Here is a 22881-nt window from a genome sequence, read left to right as displayed (position 1 = left end):
TCAGTCCAGCCGGGCGACGGGGATCCGGCGGAACTCGATCGAGTTGTACGGACCGGTCGTCCCGGTCTCGTACAGGATGCCGACCCTGGCGCCGCGCAGTTGTACGAGGTCGCTGTAGGCGGCCCAGTGCCGGGACAGCGTCAGCGCCTTGCTGAAGGTCGCCCCGCCGTCGGTGCTGCGCCAGATCGCCATCGCGCGGCGCGCGGTGGGGGTGGAGGGTCCCGAGAACAGCAGGGGCGCACCGCGACCACCGAGTTGCAGCGTGCTGCCCTGCACGGGGGGGACGTCGTCCAGGGTGTGCTGCACGGCGAACGGGCGGTCCAGGCTCTGCCCGCCGTCGCCGGAGTAGCTGTCGAGGCGGTTGCCCGCACTCCTGCCGCCCTGGTCACGTGCGCTGAAGTAGAGTCTGCCGTCGGGGAGTTGGGCGGCGCTGCTCTCGTTGGCGTTGGTCCGCCCGTCGTAGGACTCGTCGGCGAAGCCGATGTGCCAGCTGAGCCCGCCGTTGTCGCTGTAGAGCGCGTGCGCGCCGTAGTATCTGGCCTCCCGCCCGGTGTCCCGGGAGCCTGCGGGCGGCGCGGCGGAGTGGTTGGCGGGCACGACGAGGCGGCCTGCGTACGGACCGCGGGTGAGGGCGACCGCATGGCCGGGACCGGTGGCGTACCACCGCCAGTGCGGCCGTTTCACCTCCGCGGTGATGTCCCGCGGGGGCGTGAAGTGCCGCCCGTCGTCACCGCTCGTCTGTACGAACACCCGGCGGCTCCGCACCGGCGTCGCCTTGCCACGCATGATCTGCGACTCGGTCATCGCACCGCCGTTGTAGGACGTGACCAGGACGATCCGCCCGGTGCGCGGGTCCACCACCGGCCCCGGGTGTCCCCCCTGCCGGCGGCGACCACTTCGAGGGGCCCCCAGGTGCAGCCGCCGTCGGAGGAGCGCTTGAGCACGACATCGATGTCGCCGCTGTCCCCCGCACCGTCGCGCCGCCCCTCGGCGAAGGCGAGCACGGTCCCCTTCCGGGTCGTGACGACCGCCGGGATCCGGTAGGTGTTGTATCCGCCCCGGCCGGCGGTGTACGGCACGGAGGAGGTGCAGCCGGGGGCGGCGGAGGCGGGCGCGGCGGGTGCGGTGGTCATGAGCGGTGTGAGCAGCGCGGCAGCGAGGACGGCGCGGCACAGAGGTGTCATCCCTCTCCCCAGGGGCTGTGGTCCCCGAAGGGACGGTGACCTTGTCGGTCACATGCTCCCCAGCCTCAGCGCGTGTGATCCCCAAACCGTGCGCGGCTCACTGGCGCGAGTGACCTAGGACGGCGTCCGTGCCGCCGCCAGCAGGCGGGTCACGTCGTCCGAATGGATCGTGAGGGCCGCGCCCACGGTGGCGAGGACGTCCCGTTCCGCCGGGGTGTAGGCGCCGTCCGCCAGGGCGATACGGGCGCCCTGGAGAAGGATCGTCTCGCGGCCCGCGGAGGCGAGATGGGGGGCGAGGGGGTCCAGGGCCTCGTGGAGTTCTATGGCCAGGCTGGTACCGCCCGGTTCGCCGCAGACCCGGCCGGTGTCGGCGGCCAGGGCCTCGACCAGGGCGCCGAGCCCGTCCCCCGTGCAGTCGTCGAAGCCGGCGGAGCGGACGGCTGCGGCAGCCGTCTCCAGGGACGTCCGGGAGCAGGCGCCGCCCGCGGCCAGTACGGCGAGGGCCACCGTGTGGACCGCGTCGCGGAGCATGGCCGAGAAGCGGGTCGTGGTGGGGTGGTCGAGGACGTCCATGCCGTAGTGGCGGCCGCAGGCCGCGCACTCGACGACCGGGCCCGTCTCGCCACGTGGCAGGACCGGGAGCCCGACGAGGGTGAAGCGGCGCCGTCCGGCGAGCCGCTGGTAGTTGCGGTCGCCCCCGCAGCCGGGGCAGAAGAACTCACCGTCGCCGAGGGCGATCCACGCGGTGCGAATTCCGAGGACGTGCGCGGCACGGCTCTTACGGACTCCTCGGCCGTTGCGTCCCCGTCCTGGCAGCACGTCGCACCTCCGTAACCCCACGGCAACGTCGCCGCGCTGGCGTGATGTTAGCCACATTGGTGAGGCGAAGTCAGTACCCCGGACGAGACCGTGCCGTGATCTCCGGCCGAAATGGCTGGTCCATGACGCGGCCCCGCCCGCCCTTGAGGGCGGGCGGGGCCGTGAACGGGCCGGTCAGAGGGTCAGCGGTCCGCGCGGTTGACCGCGGAGACCACGGCCTTCAGCGATGCACGTGTCGTGTTCGCGTCGATGCCGATCCCCCAGAGGACCTTCCCGTCGATCGCGCATTCGATGTATGAGGCGGCCTGCGCCGAGGCGCCCTCGCTCATGGTGTGCTCCTGGTAGTCCAGCAGGCGTACGTCGATACCGATGGACTGCAGGGCGTCGAAGAAGGCCGAGATCGGGCCGTTGCCGGAGCCGGTCAGGACCGTGTCCTCGCCGTCGACCGTGGCCTCGACCGTGAGGGTGTCCACGCCGTCCGTGTCCGTCGTCGACTGCCCCGTCCGCACCTGGATGCGGCCCCAGGGGTTGCCCGGGTTCGGCAGGTACTCGTCCTGGAAGACCGACCAGATCTCCGCCGGCGTGACCTCGCCGCCCTCGGCGTCCGTCTTGGCCTGGATGATCTTCGAGAACTCGATCTGCATCCGGCGCGGCAGGTCCAGCTTGTGGTCGTTCTTCAGGACGTAGGCGATACCGCCCTTGCCGGACTGCGAGTTGACGCGGATGACCGCCTCGTAGGAGCGGCCGACGTCCTTGGGGTCGATGGGCAGGTACGGCACGGCCCACTCGATGTCGTCGACGGTCTTGCCCTGGGCGGCCGCGTCGGCCTCCATGGCGTCGAAGCCCTTCTTGATGGCGTCCTGGTGGGAGCCGGAGAAGGAGGTGTAGACAAGGTCCCCGATGTACGGGTGGCGGGGGTGGACCTCCATCTGGTTGCAGTACTCCCACGTGCGGCGGATGTCGTCGATGTGGGAGAAGTCGATCTGCGGGTCGACGCCCTGGGAGAAGAGGTTCATGCCCAGGGTGACCAGGTCGACGTTGCCGGTGCGCTCGCCCTGGCCGAACAGGCAGCCCTCGACGCGGTCGGCGCCGGCCATCACGGCCAGCTCGGCGGCGGCGACGGCGGTGCCGCGGTCGTTGTGCGGGTGGGCCGACAGACAGACGTACGCGCGGCGGGAGAGGTTGCGGTGCATCCACTCGAAGCGGTCCGCGTGCGTCGACGGTGTCGAGCGCTCCACGGTGGCGGGCAGATTGAGGATGATCTCCCGGTCCGGCCCGGGCTGCCAGACGTCCATGACCGCCTCGCAGACCTCCAGGGCGAAGTCCAGCTCGGTGTCGGTGAAGATCTCCGGGCTGTACTGGTAGCCGAACTCCGTACCACCGGCCCCGGTGTCCAGCAGCTTCTCGGCGTACTCCATGACCAGCCGCGTGCCGTCCACGGCGATCTGCTTGATGTCGTCCTTGGAACCGCGGAAGACGACCCGGCGGAAGACGGGGGCGGTCGCGTTGTAGAGGTGGACGTTGGCCCGCTTCGCGCCCCTCAGGGACTCGACGGTCCGCTCGATCAGGTCCTCGCGGGCCTGGGTCAGTACGGAGATCGTCACGTCGTCCGGGATCGCGCCCTCTTCCTCGATGATCGAGCGCACGAAGTCGAAGTCGGTCTGGCCGGACGCCGGGAAGCCGACCTCGATCTCCTTGTAGCCCATCTTCACCAGCAGGTCGAACATCGCGCGCTTGCGCGCCGGCGACATCGGGTCGATCAGGGCCTGGTTGCCGTCGCGCAGGTCCGTGGAGAGCCAGCGCGGGGTCCGGGTGATCCGCTGGTCGGGCCAGGTGCGGTCGGGGATCTCGACCTGGTCGTACGGTCGGTACTTGTGGATCGGCATGCTCGTCGGCTGCTGGCGGTTCGCCATGATGCTCGGGCTCCTCAGAAGGTCCGGGAAGGACGGCCGACTACGCAACGCCAAGCTCCGCGGGGAGGGGGTCGGCCTCGACTACAGGCCCTCGCCGCGGCAGCTAAGGAGGAGCAGCCCGAAACGCATGATGCTCCGCATGCTAGCCGAGCCGTGCCGGATACGAAGGCCCGTATCAGTATGCGGGACCGGGGAGGCAATTCGGACAAAAGGTGCGTCAGCTCACAGCGGCCGGGATCGGGGGTCATAGCACCTCACCCCGGAACCGGCGGCTCGAAGTCGCGGCTTTTCACCAATCATGGTTGCGGATGGTGACAGAGTAGTGACGGAGTGCAATGGTGCCGAACATGACCACCAACGGGGGCTTTGAGCCCGTCTTCTGCACCATCGTGCCGCCGCACGTCCTCGACAAACTCGCGCAGCACGAGGACTCCTCCGTCGCCACTCCCGCGCGCCGCACCCTGGAGCGCGACGCCCTGGAGCGCACCCGCCGCCGGCTGACCACGGTCCTCGGCGCGCCCGCCGCGACCCCGGCCGAGCACCCGGTCGGCCAGCCGTACCGCACCGTCTACGACGCCGGGCACCAGCAGAACCTGCCCGGCAGGAAGGTTCGCGGCGAGGGCGACGAACCCGGCCAGGACGCCTCGGTCAACCGGGCCTACGCGGGCCTCGGCGCCACCTTCGAGCTGTACCGGCAGGCGTACGGCCGCGACTCCATCGACGGCAAGGGGCTGCCGCTGGACGCGACCGTGCACTTCGGCGAGGACTACGACAACGCCTTCTGGAACGGCGAGCAGATGGTCTTCGGCGACGGCGACAACGAGATCTTCCTCGACTTCACCATCCCGGTGGACGTCATCGGCCACGAGCTCACCCACGGCGTCACCCAGTACTCCGCGAACCTGACCTACTTCGGCCAGTCGGGCGCCCTCAACGAGTCGCTCTCGGACGTCTTCGGCTCGCTGATCAAGCAGTACACCCTCGGTCAGACCGCCGCCGACGCCGACTGGCTGATCGGCGCCGGGCTGCTCGCTCCCCGCGTCACCGGCAAGGCGCTGCGCTCGATGAAGGAGCCGGGTACCGCGTACGACGACGACGTCCTCGGCAAGGACCCGCAGCCCGCGACGATGGACGGCTATGTGCGGACCAGCCAGGACAACGGCGGGGTGCACATCAACTCCGGCATCCCCAACCACGCCTTCTACCTGGCGGCCAACGCGCTGGGCGGACACGCCTGGGAAAGGGCCGGGCAGATCTGGTACGACGTGCTGACCGGCGGGGAGTTGCAGCCGGACGCCGACTTCGCGGACTTCGCGAAGCTGACGGCGGCGGCGGCCAAGACCCGCTACAGCGACGGCGGCGAGGAGCAGGAGGCGGTCCTCAAGGCCTGGGAGCAGGTCGGGGTGCCGACCTCGTAGCCCCGGGCGCCCGTCTCGTACTAGACAGGTCCCATGCGTATTCGGGTGAGGCGTACGGGCGGGTTCGCGGGCATCGAGCGCCGGGCCGAGGTGGAGACCTCGGGACGGGCCGACGCCCAGGAGTGGCACGCCCTGGCCGAGCGGGCACTGGCCGCCGGCCGGGGCGTGCCGCCGGCCAGCGTGCCGGACGGCTTCAGCTACGAGATCAGCGTGGACGGCAGGACCGTGTACTGCGCGGACCCCCGGTTGACCGAGGAGCAGCGGACGCTGATCTCCCGGGTGCTCAAAGAAGGCGCCTGATCCGTCCCCGGGAGGCGCCCGATCCGGCCTCCCGGGATACAAGTGGCAGTTCACGCCTGGCCGTTGACTTCCGTTACCAACGGTAAGGATGATCCGGCGCATGGTGACGAACCCGATACCTCAGTTCCCGGCCGGCTTCCTGTGGGGCGTGTCGACCTCGGCCCACCAGATCGAGGGGGCGGCCGGCGAGCGCGAGCCCTCCGTGTGGGACGCGTTCACCGCCGAGCCGGGGCGGGTGAAGGACGGCTCGACCGCGGCGGTGGCCTGCGACTCCTACCACCGCTACCGCGAGGACGTGGCGCTGCTGGCCGGCCTCGGCGTGGACGCCTACCGCTTCTCCATCTCCTGGCCCCGGGTGAACTCACCCGGCGGCCTCGACTACTACGACCGGCTGGTCGACGAGCTGTGCGGAGCCGGAGTGCGCCCGGTGCCGACCCTGTTCCACTGGGACCTGCCGGCCTCACTGGACTGGCTGGAGCGGGACACGGCGTCCCGGTTCGCCGAGTACGCGTCGGTCGTCGCCGAGCGGCTCGGCGACCGCGTCACCAAGTGGATCACCCTCAACGAGCCCGCCGAGCACACCCTGCTGGGCCATGCGCTCGGCGCCCACGCACCGGGCAGGCGGCTGATGTTCGGCGCACTGCCGGTGGCCCACCACCAGCTGCTCGCCCATGGCCTGGCCGTCCGGGCGCTGCGCGCGGCCGGGGCGGCGGACATCGGGATCGCCAACTCGCACGGGCCGACGTGGCCGGCCTCCAAGAGCCAGGAGGACGTGGAGGCGGCGGAGTTCTACGACGTCCTGCTCAACCGGCTCTTCTCCGACCCCCTCCTGCTCGGCCAATACCCCGAGGGCATCGGCGCGTTGCTGCCCGGCGACGTCGAGGCCGATCTGAAGGTGATCGCGGAGCCGGTCGACTGGTACGGGATCAACTACTACGCGCCGGTGAGAGTGGGCGCCCCGCAGGGCGCGGAGATCGAGTTCGGCGGCCTCACGCTCCCCGCCGGGCTGCCCTTCTCGGTGCGGGAGATCGAGGGCCACCCGGTGACGGACTTCGGCTGGCCCGTGGTCCCCGAGGCGCTGACCGAGCTGCTGACCGGCTTCCGGGAGCGCTACGGCGACCGGCTCCCGCCCATCCTCATCACCGAGAACGGCTGCTCGTACGAGGGCGTCGACGACCAGGAGCGCATCGCCTACCTGGACGGCCACATCCGGGCGCTGCACCGTGCGGTGGAGGCGGGGGTCGATGTGCGCGGCTACTTCGTGTGGTCGCTCCTGGACAACTTCGAGTGGGCCGAGGGGTACGCGCAGCGCTTCGGGCTGGTGCACGTGAACTTCGAGGACGGGTCGATCGCGCGGACCCCCAAGGCGTCGTACGCATGGCTGCGCGACGCTCTGCGGGCGCGAAGATGACGACGGACGAGCGGCCTGCCGAGCGGCCCGCGGACGCGCTCGCCGAGCCCGTCGAGCGGGTCGGCCGGAGCTGGACCGCGGCCCTGTCCCTCGCCAACGCGGCCATCTGGGTCGGCTGGTACGGCCCGCTGCAGATTCTGCTCGCCTCCCAGGCGAAGGACTTCGCGCCCGGCTCCGGCATGTCCAAGGAGACGATGCTGGCCTGGGTCACGGGCGCGGGCGCGGTGGTGTCGCTGCTCGCGAACCCGTTCTTCGGGGCGCTCTCGGACCGCACCACGGCCCGCTGGGGCCGGCGTACGCCGTGGATCGTGGCCGGGACGGCGGGCGGGGCGCTGTCGCTGCTCCTGCTCGCCGACGCGGGTGGCCCGTGGACCATGGCGCTGGGCTGGTGCCTGGTCCAGCTGACGCTCAACGCCGCCTTCGCGGCCGTGACGGCGGCGGTTCCCGACCGGGTGCCGCGGTCCCAGCGGGGCTCGGTGGGAGGCTGGCTGGGCGCGGCCCAGATCCTCGGCGTGGTCGGCGGCACGGGCCTGGCGACCGTGGCCGGGGGCGTCGCCGCGGGCTACGCGGCGTGCGCGGTGTTCACGATGGCGGGCGTGCTGCCGTACGTACTGCGCCACAGGGATCTCAGACTGTCCGCGGCGGACCGGCCGCCCTGGTCCCGGCGAGCCTTCCTGACCGGGTTCTGGCTCAGTCCCCGCCGCCATCCCGACCTGGGCTGGGCCTGGCTGACCCGCTTCCTGATCAACCTCAGCAACGCGCTGGTGCTGCTGTACCTGCTCTACTACCTGCGCGACCGCCTCCACTATGCCGATCCCGACCAGGGCGTGCTCGTCCTCACCGCGGTCAACGGTGTGACCCTCCTCGCCACGGTCGTCGTCGGCGGGGTCTGGTCGGACCGGGTGGGCCGCCGCAAGCCGTTCGTGATCTGGTCGGGCGTACTGATGGCCATCGCCACGACCGTCCTGTCCGGCTGGCAGACCTGGCCGGGCACGGTCGTCGCGGCCGCGGTCCTGGGCGTCGGGTTCGGGGTCTTCACCTCGGTCGACTTCGCGCTGATGACCGACGTCCTGCCGAGGGCGCTGGACCGCGGCAAGGACCTCGGGATCATCAACGTCGCCAATGCCCTCCCCCAGGTCGCGGCCCCGGCCCTGGCGGCGCCGATCGTGACCCACCTGGGCGGTTACCGGGTCCTGTACCTGATGGCGGCGGTGATCGGGCTGGCCGGGGCGGTGCTGGTGGGGCGGATCAGAGGGGTGGACTGAAAGCCGGGACAGAAGACGCCATACCGCGGTATGGTCTTCTTGTGGCGACGAAGAAGATCACGATCACCGTTCCGGAAGAGCTCTTGGAGGCGGCGCGAGGGCTTACCGACAACATCTCCGGCTTCGCGGCTGAGGCGTTGGCAGCCAAGATCAGACGCGAACTCCTGGCCGAGGACCTGCGGCGTTACGAGGAGGAGCACGGCGCGTTCACAGAGGAGGAGATGGCCGAGGCCTTCGCCCGCCTCAACGGCACCGCACCCTCGAACCAGGAAGCCGCGTGACACCGATCGCCACCCTCGTCCTCGACTGCGAAGGCCTCTCGGCCTGGATGGCACAGGACCGAAAGACCGTCGCCCTGTTCAAGGCGCTGACCCTCACGGAGGCGAACCTGGTCGTATCGGCCAACACCATCATCGAAGTCACTCACGAGGGCACCAGCATGCCGCGCCTGAACCGGGCGCTGTCCCGCATCAAGGTCGAACCCGTCACCGAGACGGCCGCCAAGGCCGCCGCCGAGCTCCTGAAGGAAGCCGGCCTGCACGGCCACAAGTACGCCATCGACGCCACGGTCGCCGAGGCCGCCCTCCGCCAGCCCGGCCCGGTGGCGGTCCTCACCTCCGACGCCGACGACATGCGGAAGGTGTGCGGCAGCCGCGTCAGGATCGTCGCGCTCTGACCGGCCGGGGCGGCGCCGGCCCGGTGACGCAGGTGCTGTCGTACAAGCACACGGAAAAGTCCTACGGCTCTGTCCATGCCGCGTCGTACTCTTGAAACCGCGAGGCCGCCCGCAGCTGCGCGGCCCTACGGAGGAGGAATCGCAGGCCTACAGAGCCGGCCCATGACTCAGACACCCACAGCTCACACCCCCGCGCAGGGGCAGGCGAGAACGCAGATCACCGTCCCTGCTCAGCACCCCATGGTGATGGTGCTGGGTTCCGGTGACTCCCTGCTGCGCGTGATCGAGACGGCCTTCCCGGGGGTCGACATCCATGTCCGGGGCAATGAGATCAGCGCGGTCGGCGACCCGGCGGATGTCGCCCTGATCCAGCGCCTGTTCGCAGAGATGATGCTGGTGCTCCGCACCGGGCAGCCGATGACGGAGGACGCAGTGGAACGCTCGATCGCCATGCTCAGGGCGAGCGACGACGGTGAGGGCGACGGATCTGAGACCCCGGCGGAGGTGCTGACACAGAACATCCTCTCCTCCCGCGGCCGCACGATCCGTCCCAAGACGCTCAACCAGAAGCGCTACGTGGACGCGATCGACAAGCACACGATCGTCTTCGGCATCGGGCCGGCCGGTACCGGCAAGACCTACCTCGCGATGGCCAAGGCGGTGCAGGCCCTGCAGTCCAAGCAGGTCAACCGCATCATCCTGACCCGCCCGGCGGTCGAGGCGGGCGAGCGCCTCGGCTTCCTGCCCGGCACGCTGTACGAGAAGATCGACCCGTATCTGCGCCCGCTCTACGACGCGCTGCACGACATGCTCGACCCCGACTCGATCCCGCGGCTCATGGCCGCCGGGACGATCGAGGTCGCGCCGCTGGCCTACATGCGTGGCCGGACACTCAACGACGCCTTCATCATCCTGGACGAGGCCCAGAACACGAGCCCCGAACAGATGAAGATGTTCCTCACCCGCCTCGGCTTCGACTCGAAGATCGTGATCACGGGTGACGTGACCCAGGTCGACCTTCCGAACGGGACCAAGAGCGGTCTGCGGCAGGTCCAGGAGATCCTGGAGGGCGTGGAGGACGTCCACTTCTCCCGGCTGTCGTCCCGCGATGTCGTACGGCACAAGCTCGTCGGCCGTATCGTCGACGCCTACGAGAAGTACGACAGCGAGAACGGCACCGAGAACGGCACGCACAAGCCGGCCGGACGCGGCAAAGCCGGACACGCGCACAAGGGGAAGTAGACCAGCAGCACCATGTCGATCGACGTCAACAACGAGTCCGGTACCGAGGTCGACGAGCAGGCGATCCTCGACATCGCCCGCTACGCGCTCGCGAGGATGCGCATCCACCCGCTCTCCGAGCTCTCGGTGATCGTCGTGGACGCCGACGCCATGGAGCAGCTGCACGTCCAGTGGATGGAGCTGCCGGGGCCGACGGACGTCATGTCCTTCCCGATGGACGAGCTGCGGCCGCCGGCCAAGGACGAGGAGGAGCCGCCCCAGGGCCTGCTCGGCGACATCGTGCTGTGCCCCGAGGTCGCCGCCAAGCAGGGCGCCGAGGCGGTGACGCAGCACTCCATGGACGAGGAGCTCCAGCTCCTGACCGTGCACGGCGTGCTGCACCTGCTCGGCTACGACCACGAGGAGCCCGACGAGAAGGCCGAGATGTTCGGCCTCCAGGCCGCCATCGTGGACGGCTGGCGCGCGGAGAAGGGCATGACCGGCCCGTCACCGGCCCCGACCGTCTCATGAATCCCCAATTGGTCCTCGGCGCGATCGCCCTGATCGTCGTCGCCTGGCTCGCCGCCTGCGCGGAGGCGGGCCTGGCGCGCGTCTCCAGCTTCCGCGCCGAGGAGGCTGTACGCAGCGGACGGCGCGGCAGCGCCAAGCTCGCCCAGATCGCCGCGGACCCGACCCGCTACCTCAATGTGGCGCTGCTGGTCCGCGTGGCCTGCGAGATGGCCGCCGCCGCGCTGGTGACGTACGCCTGCCTCCAAGAGTTCTCCGACACCGCCGAGGCGCTCCTGATCGCCATCGCGGTCATGGTCCTCGTGTCGTACGTCGCCGTCGGCGTCTCCCCGCGCACCATCGGCCGCCAGCACCCGCTGAACACGGCGACGGCGGCCGCGTACGTCCTGGTGCCGCTGGCCCGGATCATGGGCCCCATCCCGCCCCTGCTCATCCTCATCGGCAACGCCCTCACCCCCGGCAAGGGCTTCCGGCGCGGCCCCTTCGCCTCCGAGGCGGAGCTGCGCGCACTCGTCGACCTCGCGGAGAAGGAGTCCCTCATCGAAGCCGAGGAGCGCCGCATGGTGCACTCGGTGTTCGAGCTGGGCGACACCCTCGTGCGGGAGCTGATGGTCCCGCGGACGGACCTGGTGGTCATCGAGCGCTACAAGACCATCCGCCAGGCGCTGACCCTGGCCCTGAGGTCCGGCTTCTCGCGCATCCCGGTCACCGGCGAGAGCGAGGACGACATCGTCGGCATCGTCTATCTGAAGGACCTGGCCCGCAAGACGCACATCAGCCGGGACGCCGAGTCCGAGCTCGTGTCCACCGCCATGCGGCCGGCCACATTCGTGCCCGACACCAAGAACGCGGGCGACCTGCTGCGCGAGATGCAGAAGGAACGCAACCACGTCGCCGTCGTCATCGACGAATACGGCGGCACGGCCGGGATCGTCACCATCGAGGACATCCTCGAGGAGATCGTCGGCGAGATCACCGACGAGTACGACCGCGAGCTGCCGCCGGTCGAGGAGCTGGGCGGGGACCGCTACCGGGTCACGGCCCGTCTCGACATCGGGGACCTCGGCGAGCTGTACGGGCTCGAGGCGTTCGACGACGAGGACGTGGAGACGGTCGGCGGACTGCTCGCGAAGGCGCTGGGCCGGGTGCCCATCGCCGGTGCCTCGTCGGTGGTGGAACTGCCCGACGGGCGGGAACTCCGGCTGACCGCGGAGGCCGCGGCCGGCCGCCGGAACAAGATCGTGACCGTGCTGGCGGAGCCGGTGGGCCCGGTCGAGCCCCCGGAGGAGGAGCCGAAACCGGAATGACCCCCCAGGAGTTGCGCGCGTTCTGCCTGTCCTTCAACGCGGTCGTCGAGGACTTCCCGTTCAACCCGGACACCTCGGTCTTCAAGGTCCTCGGCAAGCTCTTCGCCCTGACGCACCTGGACGCGCGGCCCCTGACGGTCAACCTCAAGTGCGACCCGGACGACGCGGTGCGGCTGCGGGCCGAGCACCCCGGTCTGATCATCCCGGGCTACCACATGAACAAGCGCCACTGGAACACCGTCACCGTGGACGGCGAGCTTCCGGACCGCCTGGTCCGGGAGCTCGTCGAGGACTCGTACGACCTGGTGGTCGCCGGACTGCCGAGAGCCGACCGCCTCCGCCTCGACCGGCCCTGACCCGGGCCGCCTCGAGCGACCCGTTCTTCGTATGCTCGGGGCATGACCGACAGCAACGCGCTCGACCCCGAGGACCGCAAGATCGTCACCCTGGCCCGTTCCGCGCGGGCCCGCAACGGAGTGCCCGAGGGTGCCGCCGTGCGGGACGAGACCGGGCGTACGTATGTCGCCGGGACCGTCGCCCTCGATTCCCTGAAGCTGAGCGCGCTGCAGACGGCGGTGGCCATGGCGGTGGCGTCCGGGGCGAAGTCCCTTGAGGCGGCGGCGGTCGTGACCGAGTCGGAGTCCGCGTCCGCGGAGGACCGGGCGGCGGTGCGGGACCTCGGTGGACCGCAGACGCCGGTGCTCGTGGCCGGTCTCGACGGGACGGTCCGGGTGACGGTGACGGCGGGCTGAGGCCCCGTACGGCCGCGGCCGCTGTCCCGGCGGACGGCGGCCGTTGCCTTCCGTCCGGACACGGGGCGGCAACCGCCCTTGCACAGGACGAACTGACGGACCGTCAGTCCACTTGCCGCATCTCCATTGACTTCTCACACGGCCCGCACATCAATGCCCCCTGTCGGTGCGGAAGAGCCGCCGCGCCCGCAATCACACGAGGGGGCCATCATGGCTTTACAAACCCGAAGACGCCGCTGGGCCTCGGTGCTCGCGGTGACCGCTCTGGCCGTCGCCGGCACAGGCGCCCTGACCTGCCCGGCCGGAGCCGCCCCGCAGCAGGTGGACTTCCCCACCCACTGCATCCCGCCCGCGATCGCGGGCATCCCGCCGATCGACGGCACCACCACCGCGAAGATCACGGTGGACAACGCCGCCCCCAAGGTCGGTGACACGGTCGCCGTGACCTACACGGTGGTCACGCCCGCCGCGAGCAACCCCACCGATCTCGCCCTGCCGGCCGACATCATGACGCCCACCGGCAAGGTCACCCTCGGCGGGGCGCAGACGGGCAACGTCACCGTCACCGGACCCAAGAAGAACGATCCGGTGCCGGGCCGGGGCGCCTTCCCGTCGTTCAGCATGACCGGCACCTTCACAGTCACCTCGCCCGGCGCCATCACGCTCTCGCCGGGCGACTACAACATCCACACCAGCTACATCCTCGAGCTGGACACCCCCTGCACGGTCACCCAGCCGCCCGCGCCCGTCTCCGAGACGGTCACCGCGACGGACTCCATCCCCGTCAACAACCGTGCCATCACTCTCGGTTCGGCCTCCGGGAAGCCCGGCGACAGCGTCACCGTCACGGGCGGCAACTTCACCCCGGGCGCGACCGTGACACTGGCGGGTCGGTCCGGTGCCACGCAGACCGCGGACACGGCGGCCGTGACCGCGGACGCGCAGGGCGGCTTCAGCGGCTCGCTCGTCGTGAACGACACGACGACGACCGGTGTCGTGGCCTACGAGGGCGGCGCCTGGAGCCAGGACAAGGGAGCCGGTCCCGCCGCGTACACCGTCGTGGACGACACACCCGTCCCGGCGAACAGCCAGAAGCTCACCGCCGCGGTGAAGGCCGGCACCCTGTCGATGTCGCAGGCCGGGGACAGCGTGCAACTGTCCTCGGTCGACTTCGGCAAGGGCGGGGCCTCGCAGGGCGCCCTGCAGACGGTGACCGTCAAGGACTTCCGCGGCGGACCCGCGGGCTGGTCCCTGACCGGCAAGGTGACCGACTTCACCGGGCCCGGGGCCAGGATCGACGCCGGACGGCTGAGCTGGACCCCCGCCTGCGCCACCAAGGCGGGCAGCCCGAGCACCTGCCGGGCCGGCTCGGCAGGTGCGGTGGGCGCTTCGGGCGCGACCCTGGCGTCCACGCCCGACGGCACGCTCACCGGCGGTGAGTTCACCGTCGACGCCGGGCTCTCGCTGGACGTCCCCGCGTTCACCCCGCCCGGGTCGTACTCCGGCGTACTGACGCTCACCCTCACCTGAGTCCGGTTCATCTCGCCCAGCGGCCGGGCGGCCCTCGCACCGGGGCCCGCACCCGCCCGTCCGCCTCCTTCCCGGGGGTCCGCACCCATGCGCAAGCCGAACGCCCCGCTCCTGACTCTCCTGCTGTCCCTCCTCCTCGCCACCGCGTTGGTGCCCGCCCACGCGGCCGACAACGGCGGCTGGTCGGTCTACCCCGCCTCCTCGCAGCTCGCCGCACGCCCGTACTTCTATCTCTCCGCCGACCCGGGAACGACCCTCGACGACAAGGTGGTCGTCGCCAACAAGACCGGGAAGCCGCTCACCTTCCGGCTGTACGCGGCCGACGCCTACAACACCGTGCGCGACGGCGGGTTCGCCGTGCGGACGCTCACGGAGAGGCAGCGGGGGGTGGGCGCCTGGGCGAAGCCCGCGAAGGACCGGGTGACCGTTCCCGCGCACCGCGCGGTCATCATTCCCTTCACGCTCCGGGTGCCCAAGGACGCCGAACCGGGCGACCACCCGGGCGCCCTGGTGGCGCTGGACGAGCGCGTCGACCGGGGGAACGGCTCCCTCGCACTCGGTGTGCAGCAGGCCGTCGGCGCCCGCGTCTACCTCCGGGTCGGCGGCCCCACCCTCGCCGCCATCGCCGTCGAGGATGTCCGCCTCAGCCACCACCAGCCCCTGGTTCCCGGCCTCGGGGACAGCACGGCCACCGTCACCTACACCCTGCACAACACCGGCAACGTCACCCTCGACCCGGCGGTGGAGCTGCGGGCGACGGGCCTCTTCGGCCGTACGCTCCTTGCCCGTCGCCTTGCCAAGGTTCCCCCGGAGCTGCTGCCCGGCCAGCGCGTGCGGCTCACCGAACCGTGGCGGGGCGCCCCCCAGTTCGACTGGGGCGAGGTCACGGTGACGGCGAGCGCGAAGGACACCCGCGAGTCGGCGGGCACGTCCTTTGTCGCGCTCCCGTGGCTGGTGGTGGCGGTGGCGGCCGCGGCGGGGGCCGTGGCGGGGTGGCTGACGGTCAGAGGGCGTCGGGGCCGCGCTCGCCGGTCCGTACTCGTACGACCGTCTCCACCGGCAGCGCCCACACCTTCCCGTCCCCGATCTTCCCGGTCCGGGCGGCCCGCACGATCGCGTCGATGACGGCGTCGGCCTCCGAGTCCTCCACCACGACCTCGATCCGGACCTTGGGCACGACGTCGACCCGGTACTCGGCCCCCCGGTACACCTCGGTGTGGCCCCGCTGGCGTCCGTAGCCGCTCGCCTCGGTCACGGTCAGTCCGTGCACACCGAGTTCCTGGAGGGCCGCCTTGACCGTGTCGAGGCGGAACGGCTTGACGATCGCGGTGATGAGCTTCATGCCGGGCACGTGACCTTCTGCGCGGGGGCGGGGCGAAGCGGGAGACCCGGGCTCCGTGGCCCTGGACGCCGCGATCGTAGGCGGTCCCGGCGTGCGCCGTAAGGTCCCGGCGGGTGGGCTCCTGCTCCCCGGTCGCGGGAGGACCCGGGGGCATGACCGCGTTTTCCGGTTCCGTACGGGGTTGTCCCGGTGACGTTCCGTGGTACCCGGGGGTTCCCGTACTCTCACCGGGCCTGGGGGCGCTCGGCCGTGCGGCGGGGCTCCGTGGATCAGGGAGAATGGGCGCCATGAGCGTTCGCACCCAGTCCTCCGAGCCGACCGAGGCCGTCCACCGGGCGGGATTCGCCTGTTTCGTGGGCCGTCCCAATGCCGGCAAGTCCACCCTCACGAACGCTCTCGTCGGGCAGAAGGTGGCGATCACCTCGAACCGGCCGCAGACGACGCGGCACACGGTGCGGGGCATCGTGCACCGCCCGGACGCGCAGCTGATCCTGGTCGACACCCCCGGTCTGCACAAACCGCGCACGCTGCTGGGCGAGCGGCTCAACGACGTGGTCCGCACGACCTGGGCCGAGGTCGACGTGATCGGTTTCTGCCTGCCCGCCGACCAGAAGATCGGCCCCGGTGACCGCTTCATCGCCAAGGAACTGGCGGGGATCAAGAAGACCCCCAAGGTCGCGATCGTCACGAAGACCGACCTCGTGGACTCCAAGACCCTGGCCGAGCAGTTGATCGCGATCGACCGGCTGGGCCAGGAGCTCGGCATCGAGTGGGCGGAGATCGTGCCCGTGTCGGCGGTCGGGGCCAAGCAGGTGGACCTGCTGGCGGACCTGCTGATCCCGCTGCTGCCCGAGGGCCCCGCGCTCTACCCCGAGGGCGATCTGACGGACGAGCCGGAGCAGGTCATGGTGGCCGAGCTGATCCGCGAGGCGGCGCTCGAGGGTGTGCGTGACGAACTGCCGCACTCGATCGCCGTGGTGGTGGAGGAGATGCTGCCGCGCGAGGACCGCCCGGCGGACCGGCCGCTCCTCGACATCCACGCGAACCTCTACATCGAGCGGCCCAGCCAGAAGGGGATCATCATCGGGCCGAAGGGCAAGCGCCTGAAGGAAGTCGGCATGAAGTCCCGCAAGCACATCGAGGCACTCCTCGGGACCCCGGTCTTCCTCGACCTCCATGTGAAGGTGGCCAAGGACTGGCAGCGGGACCCCAAGCAGCTGCGGCGGCTGGGCTTCTGACGGGCCTCGCCCCGAACTCCGCGACCACTCACGCCGGGCGGCGGAACCCGATGGTCGGCACGGCCCTGCGGCGCGGCCACGGCTCGACGCTCGCCTCGGGGACGAGCCCTTCCAGGAACGCGTAGCGGCTGAGCGCCGCGGGGTCCTGGTCCTCGTACGACTGCACCCGGCGCCACCACGCCGCGATCTCGGACCAGCCGGGCGCCGAGAGCGAGCCGCCGAACTCCTGCACGGACAGAGCGGCGGTCAGACCCGCGAAGGCGAGGCGGTCGGCCAGCGGCCACTCGGCCAGCGTGCCGGTGACGAACCCGGCCACGAAGACGTCGCCCGCCCCCGTGGGGTCGAGTGCTTCCACGGCGATGGCGGGCACGCCGGCGGACTCCCCGGTGCGCCCGTCCACGGCGTACGCACCCTCGGCGCCGAGGGTGACGACGGCCAGCGGCACATGGTCGGTCAGCGCACGGGCGGCGGCGCGCGGGCAGTCCGTGCCCGTGTACCGCATGGCCTCCTCCGCGTTCGGCAGGAACGCCTCGCAGTGCTCGAGATCGGTGAGTCCGGCCAGGTCCCAGGCGCCGGTGCCGTCCCAGCCGACGTCGGCGAAGACACGGGTGCCCTTCTTGGCGGCCTCGGCGATCCAGGGGGCGGGTCGGCCCGGCGTCAGCGAGGCGACGGCGGCGCGGGCGCGGGGCGGGCAGGCGGGGGCGGGCTCCTCCGGCGGCGGTTCGTGGCCGTGGGAGACCATGGTGCGCTCGCCCTCGTACGCCATGGAGACGGTGACCGGCGAGTGCCAGCCGGAGACCCGGCGCGAGGTGGAGAGATCGATGCCCTCGCCCTGCTCCAGTTCGTCCCAGCAGTACTCGCCGTAGTGGTCGTCGCCGAAGGCGGCCGCCAGGCAGGTCCGCAGGCCGAGGCGGGCCAGCGCGGCGGCCATGTTGGCGACGCCGCCGGGGCTCGAACCCATCCCGCGCGCCCAGGACTCGGTTCCGCGCACCGGAGCGGAGTCGAGCCCGGTGAAGATGATGTCGAGGAAGACCGTTCCCGTGAGATAGACGTCCCAGGGCGGGTCCCCGGGCGCGCGCAGAGCGGTCAGGGGATCGAAGTCGGGATGGTGGTGCGGGTCCTCCCCGATGTGGGGATGGCGGTGCGGTCCCTCTCCGGTGGTCGAGGTCACGGTGGCTCCCTGACATGGTGCGGATCCAGCCAGTGTGCACCAAGAGAGGCGGATGCAGGCCCGTCGACGACTGCCCGGGGGCCGGGTGGCGCCGCCGCCCCGGATTACCATCGGCGCATGTCAGAGACAGGGGGCGTCCGCGAGGTGAAGTCGGCCGCGCGCACGGTGGAGCTGCTCGAGGTGCTCGCCGCACGCGGCGACCGTCCGGCGCGCCTGCAGGAGCTGGCCGACCAGTTGTCGGTGCCGCGCAGTTCGATGTACGCCCTGCTGCAGACCCTCATCGCACGGGGGTGGGTGCGCACGGACGTCACGGGCTCCCTCTACGGCATCGGTATCCACGCCCTGCTGACGGGCACGAGCTATCTGGACTCCGACCCGCGGGTCCGGTCGGTGCGCCCGTATCTCGACGAGGCGTCGGAGGCGCTCGGCGAGACAATCCACATGGGACGGCTCGACGGCACGGACGTGGCCTATCTGGCGACGCGCGAATCGCACGAATACCTTCGGACGATCAGCCGGGTGGGCCGGCGGCTGCCCGCGCACGCGGGCGCGCTCGGCAAGGCGCTGCTGGCGGAACGGCCGGACGAGGCGGTGCCCGCCGGCCCGTACGAGGCGCTCACCCCGCAGACGCACACGACGCACGCGTCGCTACTGGCGGACCTCGCCGCGATCCGCGAGCGCGGCCACTCCGTCGACCGCGAGGAGAGCGTCCTCGGCATCGTCGGCTTCGGCTTCGCGCTCCGCTACGACACCCCGGCCCAGGACGCCATCAGCTGCTCGGTGCCGGTGGCCCGGCTGACGCCGGGTCATGAGGAGCGCATCGTCGCCGTGATGCGCGAGGTGCGGGACCGGATCGAGGGGGTCGCGGCACCCCGCGCCGGGGCTCCGCACTGGCGCTGACACGGGGACATCCGGCGATGATCATTCGAAAAATCGAGTGTCTACCCGCCGCCATCAGCCTCAAACTGAAAAGTGATCCAGATCACACACCCTGAGCTTCTTCTCGAACCGCGTGCTTGATACAAATTTCCCGCACGTTCCTGTCGGTCGACGGACGGCGCCCACCCCCCCTTTTTTCAGCCGCCCATCCCGCACGCCCTGGAACGCCCGTGTCCTCCCGCCCCGCCCCGCCCTGGCCCCTCGTCGCCCTTTTCACGGCCGGGTACCTCGCCGCCTATCTGCTGCCGACCACGGTCGGCAGGCTCGATTCCGGCCTGCCGCTGTCCCCGACCCAGGCCGGTTCCATCGGCAGCGCCCTGCTGTTGAGTTCGGCCTGCGCGGGTTTTCTGCTCGCCGCCCACGTCCACCGCATCGGTACCCGCCGGCTCGCGCGTGCGGGGCTGCTGCTCGCCGCCGCCGGGTACGGCACGGCCGCACTCAGCCACAGCATCCCGGTGGTCGTCGCGGGAGCGGTCGCGGGCGGATTCGGCTCGGGTACGGCCACCACGGTCGCCGCGACCGGAATCGCCGCCCACCGCGACCCGCACCGCGCCTCCACCCTGGGCCTGCTCGGCGTCTCCGCGCTCGCTGGGGTGGTCTATCTGACGGTCCCCCACCTCGGGCCGGGCCACGGTCTCCCGCTGGCCGCGCTCGCGCTCACCGCGCTGCTGGTGTGGCCCGCGACCGGCCGCCTCGCCGGTCCGGCCCGGTCGGCGACGCCTGCCCGCGGGACGGGCGCGACGGGCCGCCTGCCCCGTGCCCGCTCCGGGCTCGTCCTCGCGGCCGGGATCCTGTGCTGGTCCCTCGCCCAGAACTCCCTGTGGGGCGTCAGCGGGCGCATCGGGCTCACCCAGGCGCACCTCTCGGAGGTCACCGTCGGCGCGGTCTTCGCGGTCGCGCTCGGCGCCGGGCTGCTCGGCGTGATCGGTGCGAGCGTGCTCGGCCCGCGCCTCGGCCGCGCGGTGCCCATCGGCGCGGGTACCGCGCTCATCGCCGGCTGCATCGCGCTCAGCGCCTCCGCCAACGGCCTCGGCACCTTCGCGGCCGGCGAGATCGCCTGGAACACGCTCTACCCGATCGTGCTGTCGTATCTGATCGGTCTGGCCGCCTCCCTCGACAGCCGCGGCCGCTGGGCCGTCCTGGTCGGCTCGGCGTCCTCGCTGGGCACCGCGGCGGGCCCCCTGGCCGGCAGCCTGCTGTCCGCGCAGGCGGGCTTCCCGGCGATGGGCACGATCCTCGCCGCCGGCCTGCTGGTCATCACGCTCCCGCTGACCGCGGTCGCCCTGCACACCGGCGGCCGTCCCCTGCTGCCCGGCGCGGCACGCCGGCGCACCTCGGCGGTCGTGGTGGCCGTCACCACGGGCACCCCCTCGGGTGCGGTACCAGCGGCCGGCGCACCGGAGCAGACGGTCGTGGAGTTCCCGCTCGACGCGACGGCGGTGACGGCGCGAGAGGAGTACGACACGGCCGGACCCCGGCAGGCGACCGCCGCACCGGGGCCCGGAACCGTCTAGCGCCCGCCGAACTCGTACGCGTCCACCTCGGCCAGATAGCGCGCCCGCCGCTCCTCGTCGTGCTCCAGGAAGGAGGCGGCGAAGGAGTTGCGGGCCAGCTCGCGCATCCGCTCCTCGGTCAGGCCGAGGGTGTCGCGTACGGCGTGGAAGTTGTCCCCGATGTAGCCGCCGAAGTACGCGGGATCGTCGGAGTTGACGGTGCACAGCAGCCCGGCGTCGAGCATCGCGGGCAGCGGGTGGTCCGCCAGGGTGTCCACGGCCCGCAGCCGGACGTTGGACAGCGGGCACAGCGTCAGCGGCACGCGCTCGCGCACCAGCCGCTCCACGAGCGCGGGGTCCTCCATACAGCGCAGTCCGTGGTCGATGCGCTCCACCCCGAGGACGTCGAGGGCCTCGGTGATGTACTCCGGCGGCCCTTCCTCACCGGCGTGCGCGACCCGGCGCAGCCCGAGGGCGGCTGCGGCCTCGTAGACCTCGCGGAACGTGACCGGCGGGTGGCCGACCTCGGCGGAGTCGAGGCCGACGCCGGCGATCCGGTCGAGGTACGGCTTGGCGGCCTCGAGCGTCTCGAGGGCCGAATCGGCGGACTTGTCCCGCAGGAAGCACATGATCAGCTGAGTGGAGACCCCGTGGTTCTCCTCGCTGCGGCCGAGCGCCCGCCACAGCCCCTCGACGACCGTGCCCATGTCGACGCCCCGGACGATGTGGGCCTGCGGGTCGAAGAAGATCTCGGCATGCCGCACACCCTGCGCGGCGGCCCGCTCCAGATAGGCGTTCGCGAGGTCCTCGAAGTCCTGCTCGGTCCGCAGCACGGCCATGAGCTCGTAGTACAGGTTCAGAAAGGACTGGAGGTCCTCGAAGGCATAGGCCTCGCGCAGCGCGTCCGCGTCGGCGTAGGGCAGTGCGACGCCGTTGCGCGCGGCCAGCGCGAAGGCCAGTCCGGGTTCGAGGGTGCCTTCGATGTGGAGGTGCAGTTCAGCTTTGGGGAGGGGCATCGAAGCATCGTAAGGCCCGGTCAGGTGCGTTTCGGGACAGGCACCCTGAGCAGGTCGTGCGCCACGGTCAGCTCCCCTTCGAAGCCGGCGGCCCGGGCCTGCCGCTCGAACTCCTCGGGCTCCGAGTAGCGCTGGCTGAAGTGGGTGAGGACCAGATGCCGCACGTCGGCCTCTTGGGCCACCTGAGCTGCCTGACTGGCCGTCAGATGGCCGTGCTCGGCCGCGAGTTCCTCGTCCTCGTCGAGGAAGGTGGACTCGATGACGAGCATGTCGCAGCCCTCGGCGAGGGCGTGCACCCCGTCGCACAGCCTGGTGTCCATGACGAACGCGAACCGCTGACCGCGCCGTGGCTCGCTCACGGCTTCCAGCGGGACCCCGTCCAGGGAGCCCTCGCGCTGGATACGGCCCACGTCAGGGCCCTTGATCCCGTACTCGGCGAGCCGCTCGGGCAGTATCCGCCGCCCGTCGGGCTCGACAAGCCGGTACCCGAACGACTCCACGGGGTGGGACAGCCGGCGGGCTTCGAGCGTGTACGCGGGGGTCGTCGCGAGCACACCGTCCTCGGCGACCGGTTCCTCGGCCAGCTGCACGGTCTCCCGGTAGGCCGTCGCGTACCGCAGCCGCTCGAAGAAGAGCTGCCCGGACCGCGGATAGTGCGCGGTGATCCTGTGCGGCACCTTGTCCAGGTTGATGCGCTGGATGACCCCGGCTAGCCCCAGCGAATGGTCTCCGTGGAAGTGGGTGATACAGATCCGGCGCAGGTCGTGGGCGGCGACCCCGGCCCGGAGCATCTGCCGCTGGGTGCCCTCACCGGGATCGAAGAGGATGCCCTCCCCGTCCCACCGCAGCAGGTAGCCGTTGTGGTTGCGCTGCCGGGTCGGGACCTGGCTGGCGGTGCCCAGGACCACCAGTTCACGTGCGGACACGGCGCCTTACCCGGGGGGCCACTGCATGCCGCGACCGCCGAGAACGTGGCCGTGCGCGTGCCAGACGGTCTGTCCTGCGCCGCTGCCGGTGTTGAAGACGACGCGGTAACTCTCGAGCTTCTCCTGCGCGGCGACCTCGCCGGCCTCGTGCAGCAGGTCGGCGGCGACGGCCGGTTCGGCGACGGCGAGGGAGGCGATGTCCGGGTAGTGGACCCGGGGAATGATCAGTATGTGGGTCGGCGCCTGGGGGTTGATGTCCTGGAAGGCGACGGTGGTGTCGGTCTCCCGGACGATCGTCGCTGGGATGTGCCCCGCGACGATCTTGCAGAACAGGCAGTCGTCCTGCGGCTCTCCCGCCATGGGTGCCTCCTCGCACAGACTGATCATGACGACGGCATCGTATCGGCCTTCCGTGCCCGCCCGGAGAGGGGC

General features: G+C 71.3%; 22 protein-coding genes and 2 pseudogenes. 16 read left to right on the top strand and 8 right to left on the bottom strand.

Going from position 1 to position 22881, the window contains the following annotated elements; translation table 11 throughout:
- The 3 genes and pseudogenes from ACWDA7_RS02495 to leuA all read right to left on the bottom strand — a co-directional run bounded on the left by ACWDA7_RS02495 (position 1) and on the right by leuA (position 3916).
- Positions 1 to 1184, bottom strand: a pseudogene (locus ACWDA7_RS02495) (sialidase family protein).
- Positions 1185 to 1298: 114 nt separating this feature from the next.
- A complete protein-coding gene (locus tag ACWDA7_RS02490; protein WP_450602382.1) occupies positions 1299 to 2003 on the bottom strand; it encodes a TerB family tellurite resistance protein in 705 nt (234 codons plus the stop codon).
- Between the two features lie 182 nt (positions 2004 to 2185).
- A complete protein-coding gene (gene leuA / locus ACWDA7_RS02485) occupies positions 2186 to 3916 on the bottom strand; it encodes a 2-isopropylmalate synthase (protein ID WP_450602381.1) in 1731 nt (576 codons plus the stop codon).
- Positions 3917 to 4263: 347 nt separating this feature from the next.
- Between leuA and ACWDA7_RS02480 the strand changes: the two genes are divergently transcribed.
- The 13 genes and pseudogenes from ACWDA7_RS02480 to ACWDA7_RS02420 all read left to right on the top strand — a co-directional run.
- The gene (locus ACWDA7_RS02480) at positions 4264 to 5334 is read left to right on the top strand and encodes a M4 family metallopeptidase (RefSeq protein WP_450602380.1); all 1071 of its coding nucleotides are present in this window, start codon (positions 4264 to 4266) and stop codon (positions 5332 to 5334) included.
- A 33-nt stretch (positions 5335 to 5367) separates the two neighbouring features.
- Complete coding sequence (locus ACWDA7_RS02475) at positions 5368 to 5634, top strand: protealysin inhibitor emfourin (RefSeq protein ID WP_450602379.1); 267 nt, start codon at positions 5368 to 5370, stop codon at positions 5632 to 5634.
- 88 nt (positions 5635 to 5722) lie between these two features.
- Positions 5723 to 7045 carry a GH1 family beta-glucosidase gene (locus ACWDA7_RS02470; RefSeq protein WP_450602378.1) on the top strand — a complete coding sequence of 441 codons (1323 nt, stop codon included), beginning with the start codon at positions 5723 to 5725 and terminating at the stop codon, positions 7043 to 7045.
- On the top strand, positions 7042 to 8310 hold the full coding sequence (locus tag ACWDA7_RS02465; RefSeq protein ID WP_450602504.1) for an MFS transporter: 1269 nt from the start codon (positions 7042 to 7044) through the stop codon (positions 8308 to 8310). Before ACWDA7_RS02470 ends, ACWDA7_RS02465 begins: the two co-directional genes overlap by 4 nt.
- Positions 8311 to 8351: 41 nt before the next feature.
- Positions 8352 to 8591 (top strand): type II toxin-antitoxin system CcdA family antitoxin, encoded by a 240-nt coding sequence (locus ACWDA7_RS02460; protein ID WP_359391107.1) that lies wholly within the window; start codon positions 8352 to 8354, stop codon positions 8589 to 8591.
- Between the two features lie 47 nt (positions 8592 to 8638).
- Complete coding sequence (locus tag ACWDA7_RS02455) at positions 8639 to 8986, top strand: PIN domain-containing protein (protein ID WP_450602503.1); 348 nt, start codon at positions 8639 to 8641, stop codon at positions 8984 to 8986.
- Positions 8987 to 9148: 162 nt separating this feature from the next.
- Entirely contained in the window at positions 9149 to 10228 is a 1080-nt protein-coding gene (locus ACWDA7_RS02450) for a PhoH family protein (protein ID WP_359391105.1), read from the top strand.
- Between the two features lie 12 nt (positions 10229 to 10240).
- On the top strand, positions 10241 to 10738 hold the full coding sequence (ybeY, locus tag ACWDA7_RS02445) for an rRNA maturation RNase YbeY (RefSeq protein WP_359391103.1): 498 nt from the start codon (positions 10241 to 10243) through the stop codon (positions 10736 to 10738).
- The gene (locus ACWDA7_RS02440; protein WP_361000189.1) at positions 10735 to 12042 is read left to right on the top strand and encodes a hemolysin family protein; all 1308 of its coding nucleotides are present in this window, start codon (positions 10735 to 10737) and stop codon (positions 12040 to 12042) included. Before ybeY ends, ACWDA7_RS02440 begins: the two co-directional genes overlap by 4 nt.
- Positions 12039 to 12398, top strand: a complete 360-nt coding sequence (locus ACWDA7_RS02435; RefSeq protein WP_450602376.1) for an MmcQ/YjbR family DNA-binding protein — start codon at positions 12039 to 12041, stop codon at positions 12396 to 12398. Before ACWDA7_RS02440 ends, ACWDA7_RS02435 begins: the two co-directional genes overlap by 4 nt.
- A gap of 42 nt (positions 12399 to 12440) precedes the next feature.
- A complete protein-coding gene (locus tag ACWDA7_RS02430) occupies positions 12441 to 12794 on the top strand; it encodes a cytidine deaminase (protein ID WP_450602375.1) in 354 nt (117 codons plus the stop codon).
- A gap of 210 nt (positions 12795 to 13004) precedes the next feature.
- On the top strand, positions 13005 to 14324 hold the full coding sequence (locus ACWDA7_RS02425) for a beta-xylosidase (RefSeq protein ID WP_450602373.1): 1320 nt from the start codon (positions 13005 to 13007) through the stop codon (positions 14322 to 14324).
- Positions 14325 to 14411: 87 nt separating this feature from the next.
- Positions 14412 to 15431 (top strand): annotated as a pseudogene (locus ACWDA7_RS02420) (WxL protein peptidoglycan domain-containing protein); the annotation flags it as partial.
- Here ACWDA7_RS02420 and ACWDA7_RS02415 read toward each other — a convergent pair.
- Positions 15328 to 15666 (bottom strand): P-II family nitrogen regulator, encoded by a 339-nt coding sequence (locus ACWDA7_RS02415; RefSeq protein WP_450602372.1) that lies wholly within the window; start codon positions 15664 to 15666, stop codon positions 15328 to 15330. The pseudogene ACWDA7_RS02420 and the gene ACWDA7_RS02415 sit on opposite strands and share 104 nt — an antisense overlap.
- Positions 15667 to 15944: 278 nt before the next feature.
- On the opposite strand from ACWDA7_RS02415, the gene era reads away from it, so the two are divergent.
- Positions 15945 to 16904: a GTPase Era gene (gene era / locus ACWDA7_RS02410; protein WP_359391091.1), complete on the top strand. Its 960-nt coding sequence runs from the start codon at positions 15945 to 15947 to the stop codon at positions 16902 to 16904.
- 28 nt (positions 16905 to 16932) lie between these two features.
- Here the strand turns inward: era and ACWDA7_RS02405 are convergent, their stop codons facing one another.
- Positions 16933 to 18075 (bottom strand): carbohydrate kinase family protein, encoded by a 1143-nt coding sequence (locus ACWDA7_RS02405; protein WP_450602371.1) that lies wholly within the window; start codon positions 18073 to 18075, stop codon positions 16933 to 16935.
- Between the two features lie 117 nt (positions 18076 to 18192).
- On the opposite strand from ACWDA7_RS02405, the gene ACWDA7_RS02400 reads away from it, so the two are divergent.
- Both ACWDA7_RS02400 and ACWDA7_RS02395 read left to right on the top strand, forming a co-directional pair.
- Positions 18193 to 18975, top strand: a complete 783-nt coding sequence (locus ACWDA7_RS02400) for an IclR family transcriptional regulator (protein WP_450602370.1) — start codon at positions 18193 to 18195, stop codon at positions 18973 to 18975.
- A 209-nt stretch (positions 18976 to 19184) separates the two neighbouring features.
- On the top strand, positions 19185 to 20528 hold the full coding sequence (locus tag ACWDA7_RS02395; RefSeq protein ID WP_450602369.1) for an MFS transporter: 1344 nt from the start codon (positions 19185 to 19187) through the stop codon (positions 20526 to 20528).
- Here ACWDA7_RS02395 and ACWDA7_RS02390 read toward each other — a convergent pair.
- From ACWDA7_RS02390 to ACWDA7_RS02380, 3 genes are read right to left on the bottom strand one after another with little or no spacing between them, the layout of a single operon-like run.
- Positions 20525 to 21523 (bottom strand): adenosine deaminase, encoded by a 999-nt coding sequence (locus tag ACWDA7_RS02390; RefSeq protein WP_450602368.1) that lies wholly within the window; start codon positions 21521 to 21523, stop codon positions 20525 to 20527. The genes ACWDA7_RS02395 and ACWDA7_RS02390 overlap by 4 nt on opposite strands.
- Before the next feature lie 20 nt (positions 21524 to 21543).
- Positions 21544 to 22449: a ribonuclease Z gene (locus ACWDA7_RS02385; RefSeq protein WP_450602367.1), complete on the bottom strand. Its 906-nt coding sequence runs from the start codon at positions 22447 to 22449 to the stop codon at positions 21544 to 21546.
- 6 nt (positions 22450 to 22455) lie between these two features.
- Positions 22456 to 22809 carry a histidine triad nucleotide-binding protein gene (locus tag ACWDA7_RS02380; RefSeq protein ID WP_450602366.1) on the bottom strand — a complete coding sequence of 118 codons (354 nt, stop codon included), beginning with the start codon at positions 22807 to 22809 and terminating at the stop codon, positions 22456 to 22458.
- Positions 22810 to 22881 lie beyond the last annotated feature (72 nt).

The sequence above is a fragment of the Streptomyces sp. NPDC001156 genome, from assembly GCF_053598275.1.
Note: the sequence above shows the minus strand (reverse complement) of the source record. Positions and strands in the feature narration are given on the sequence as shown.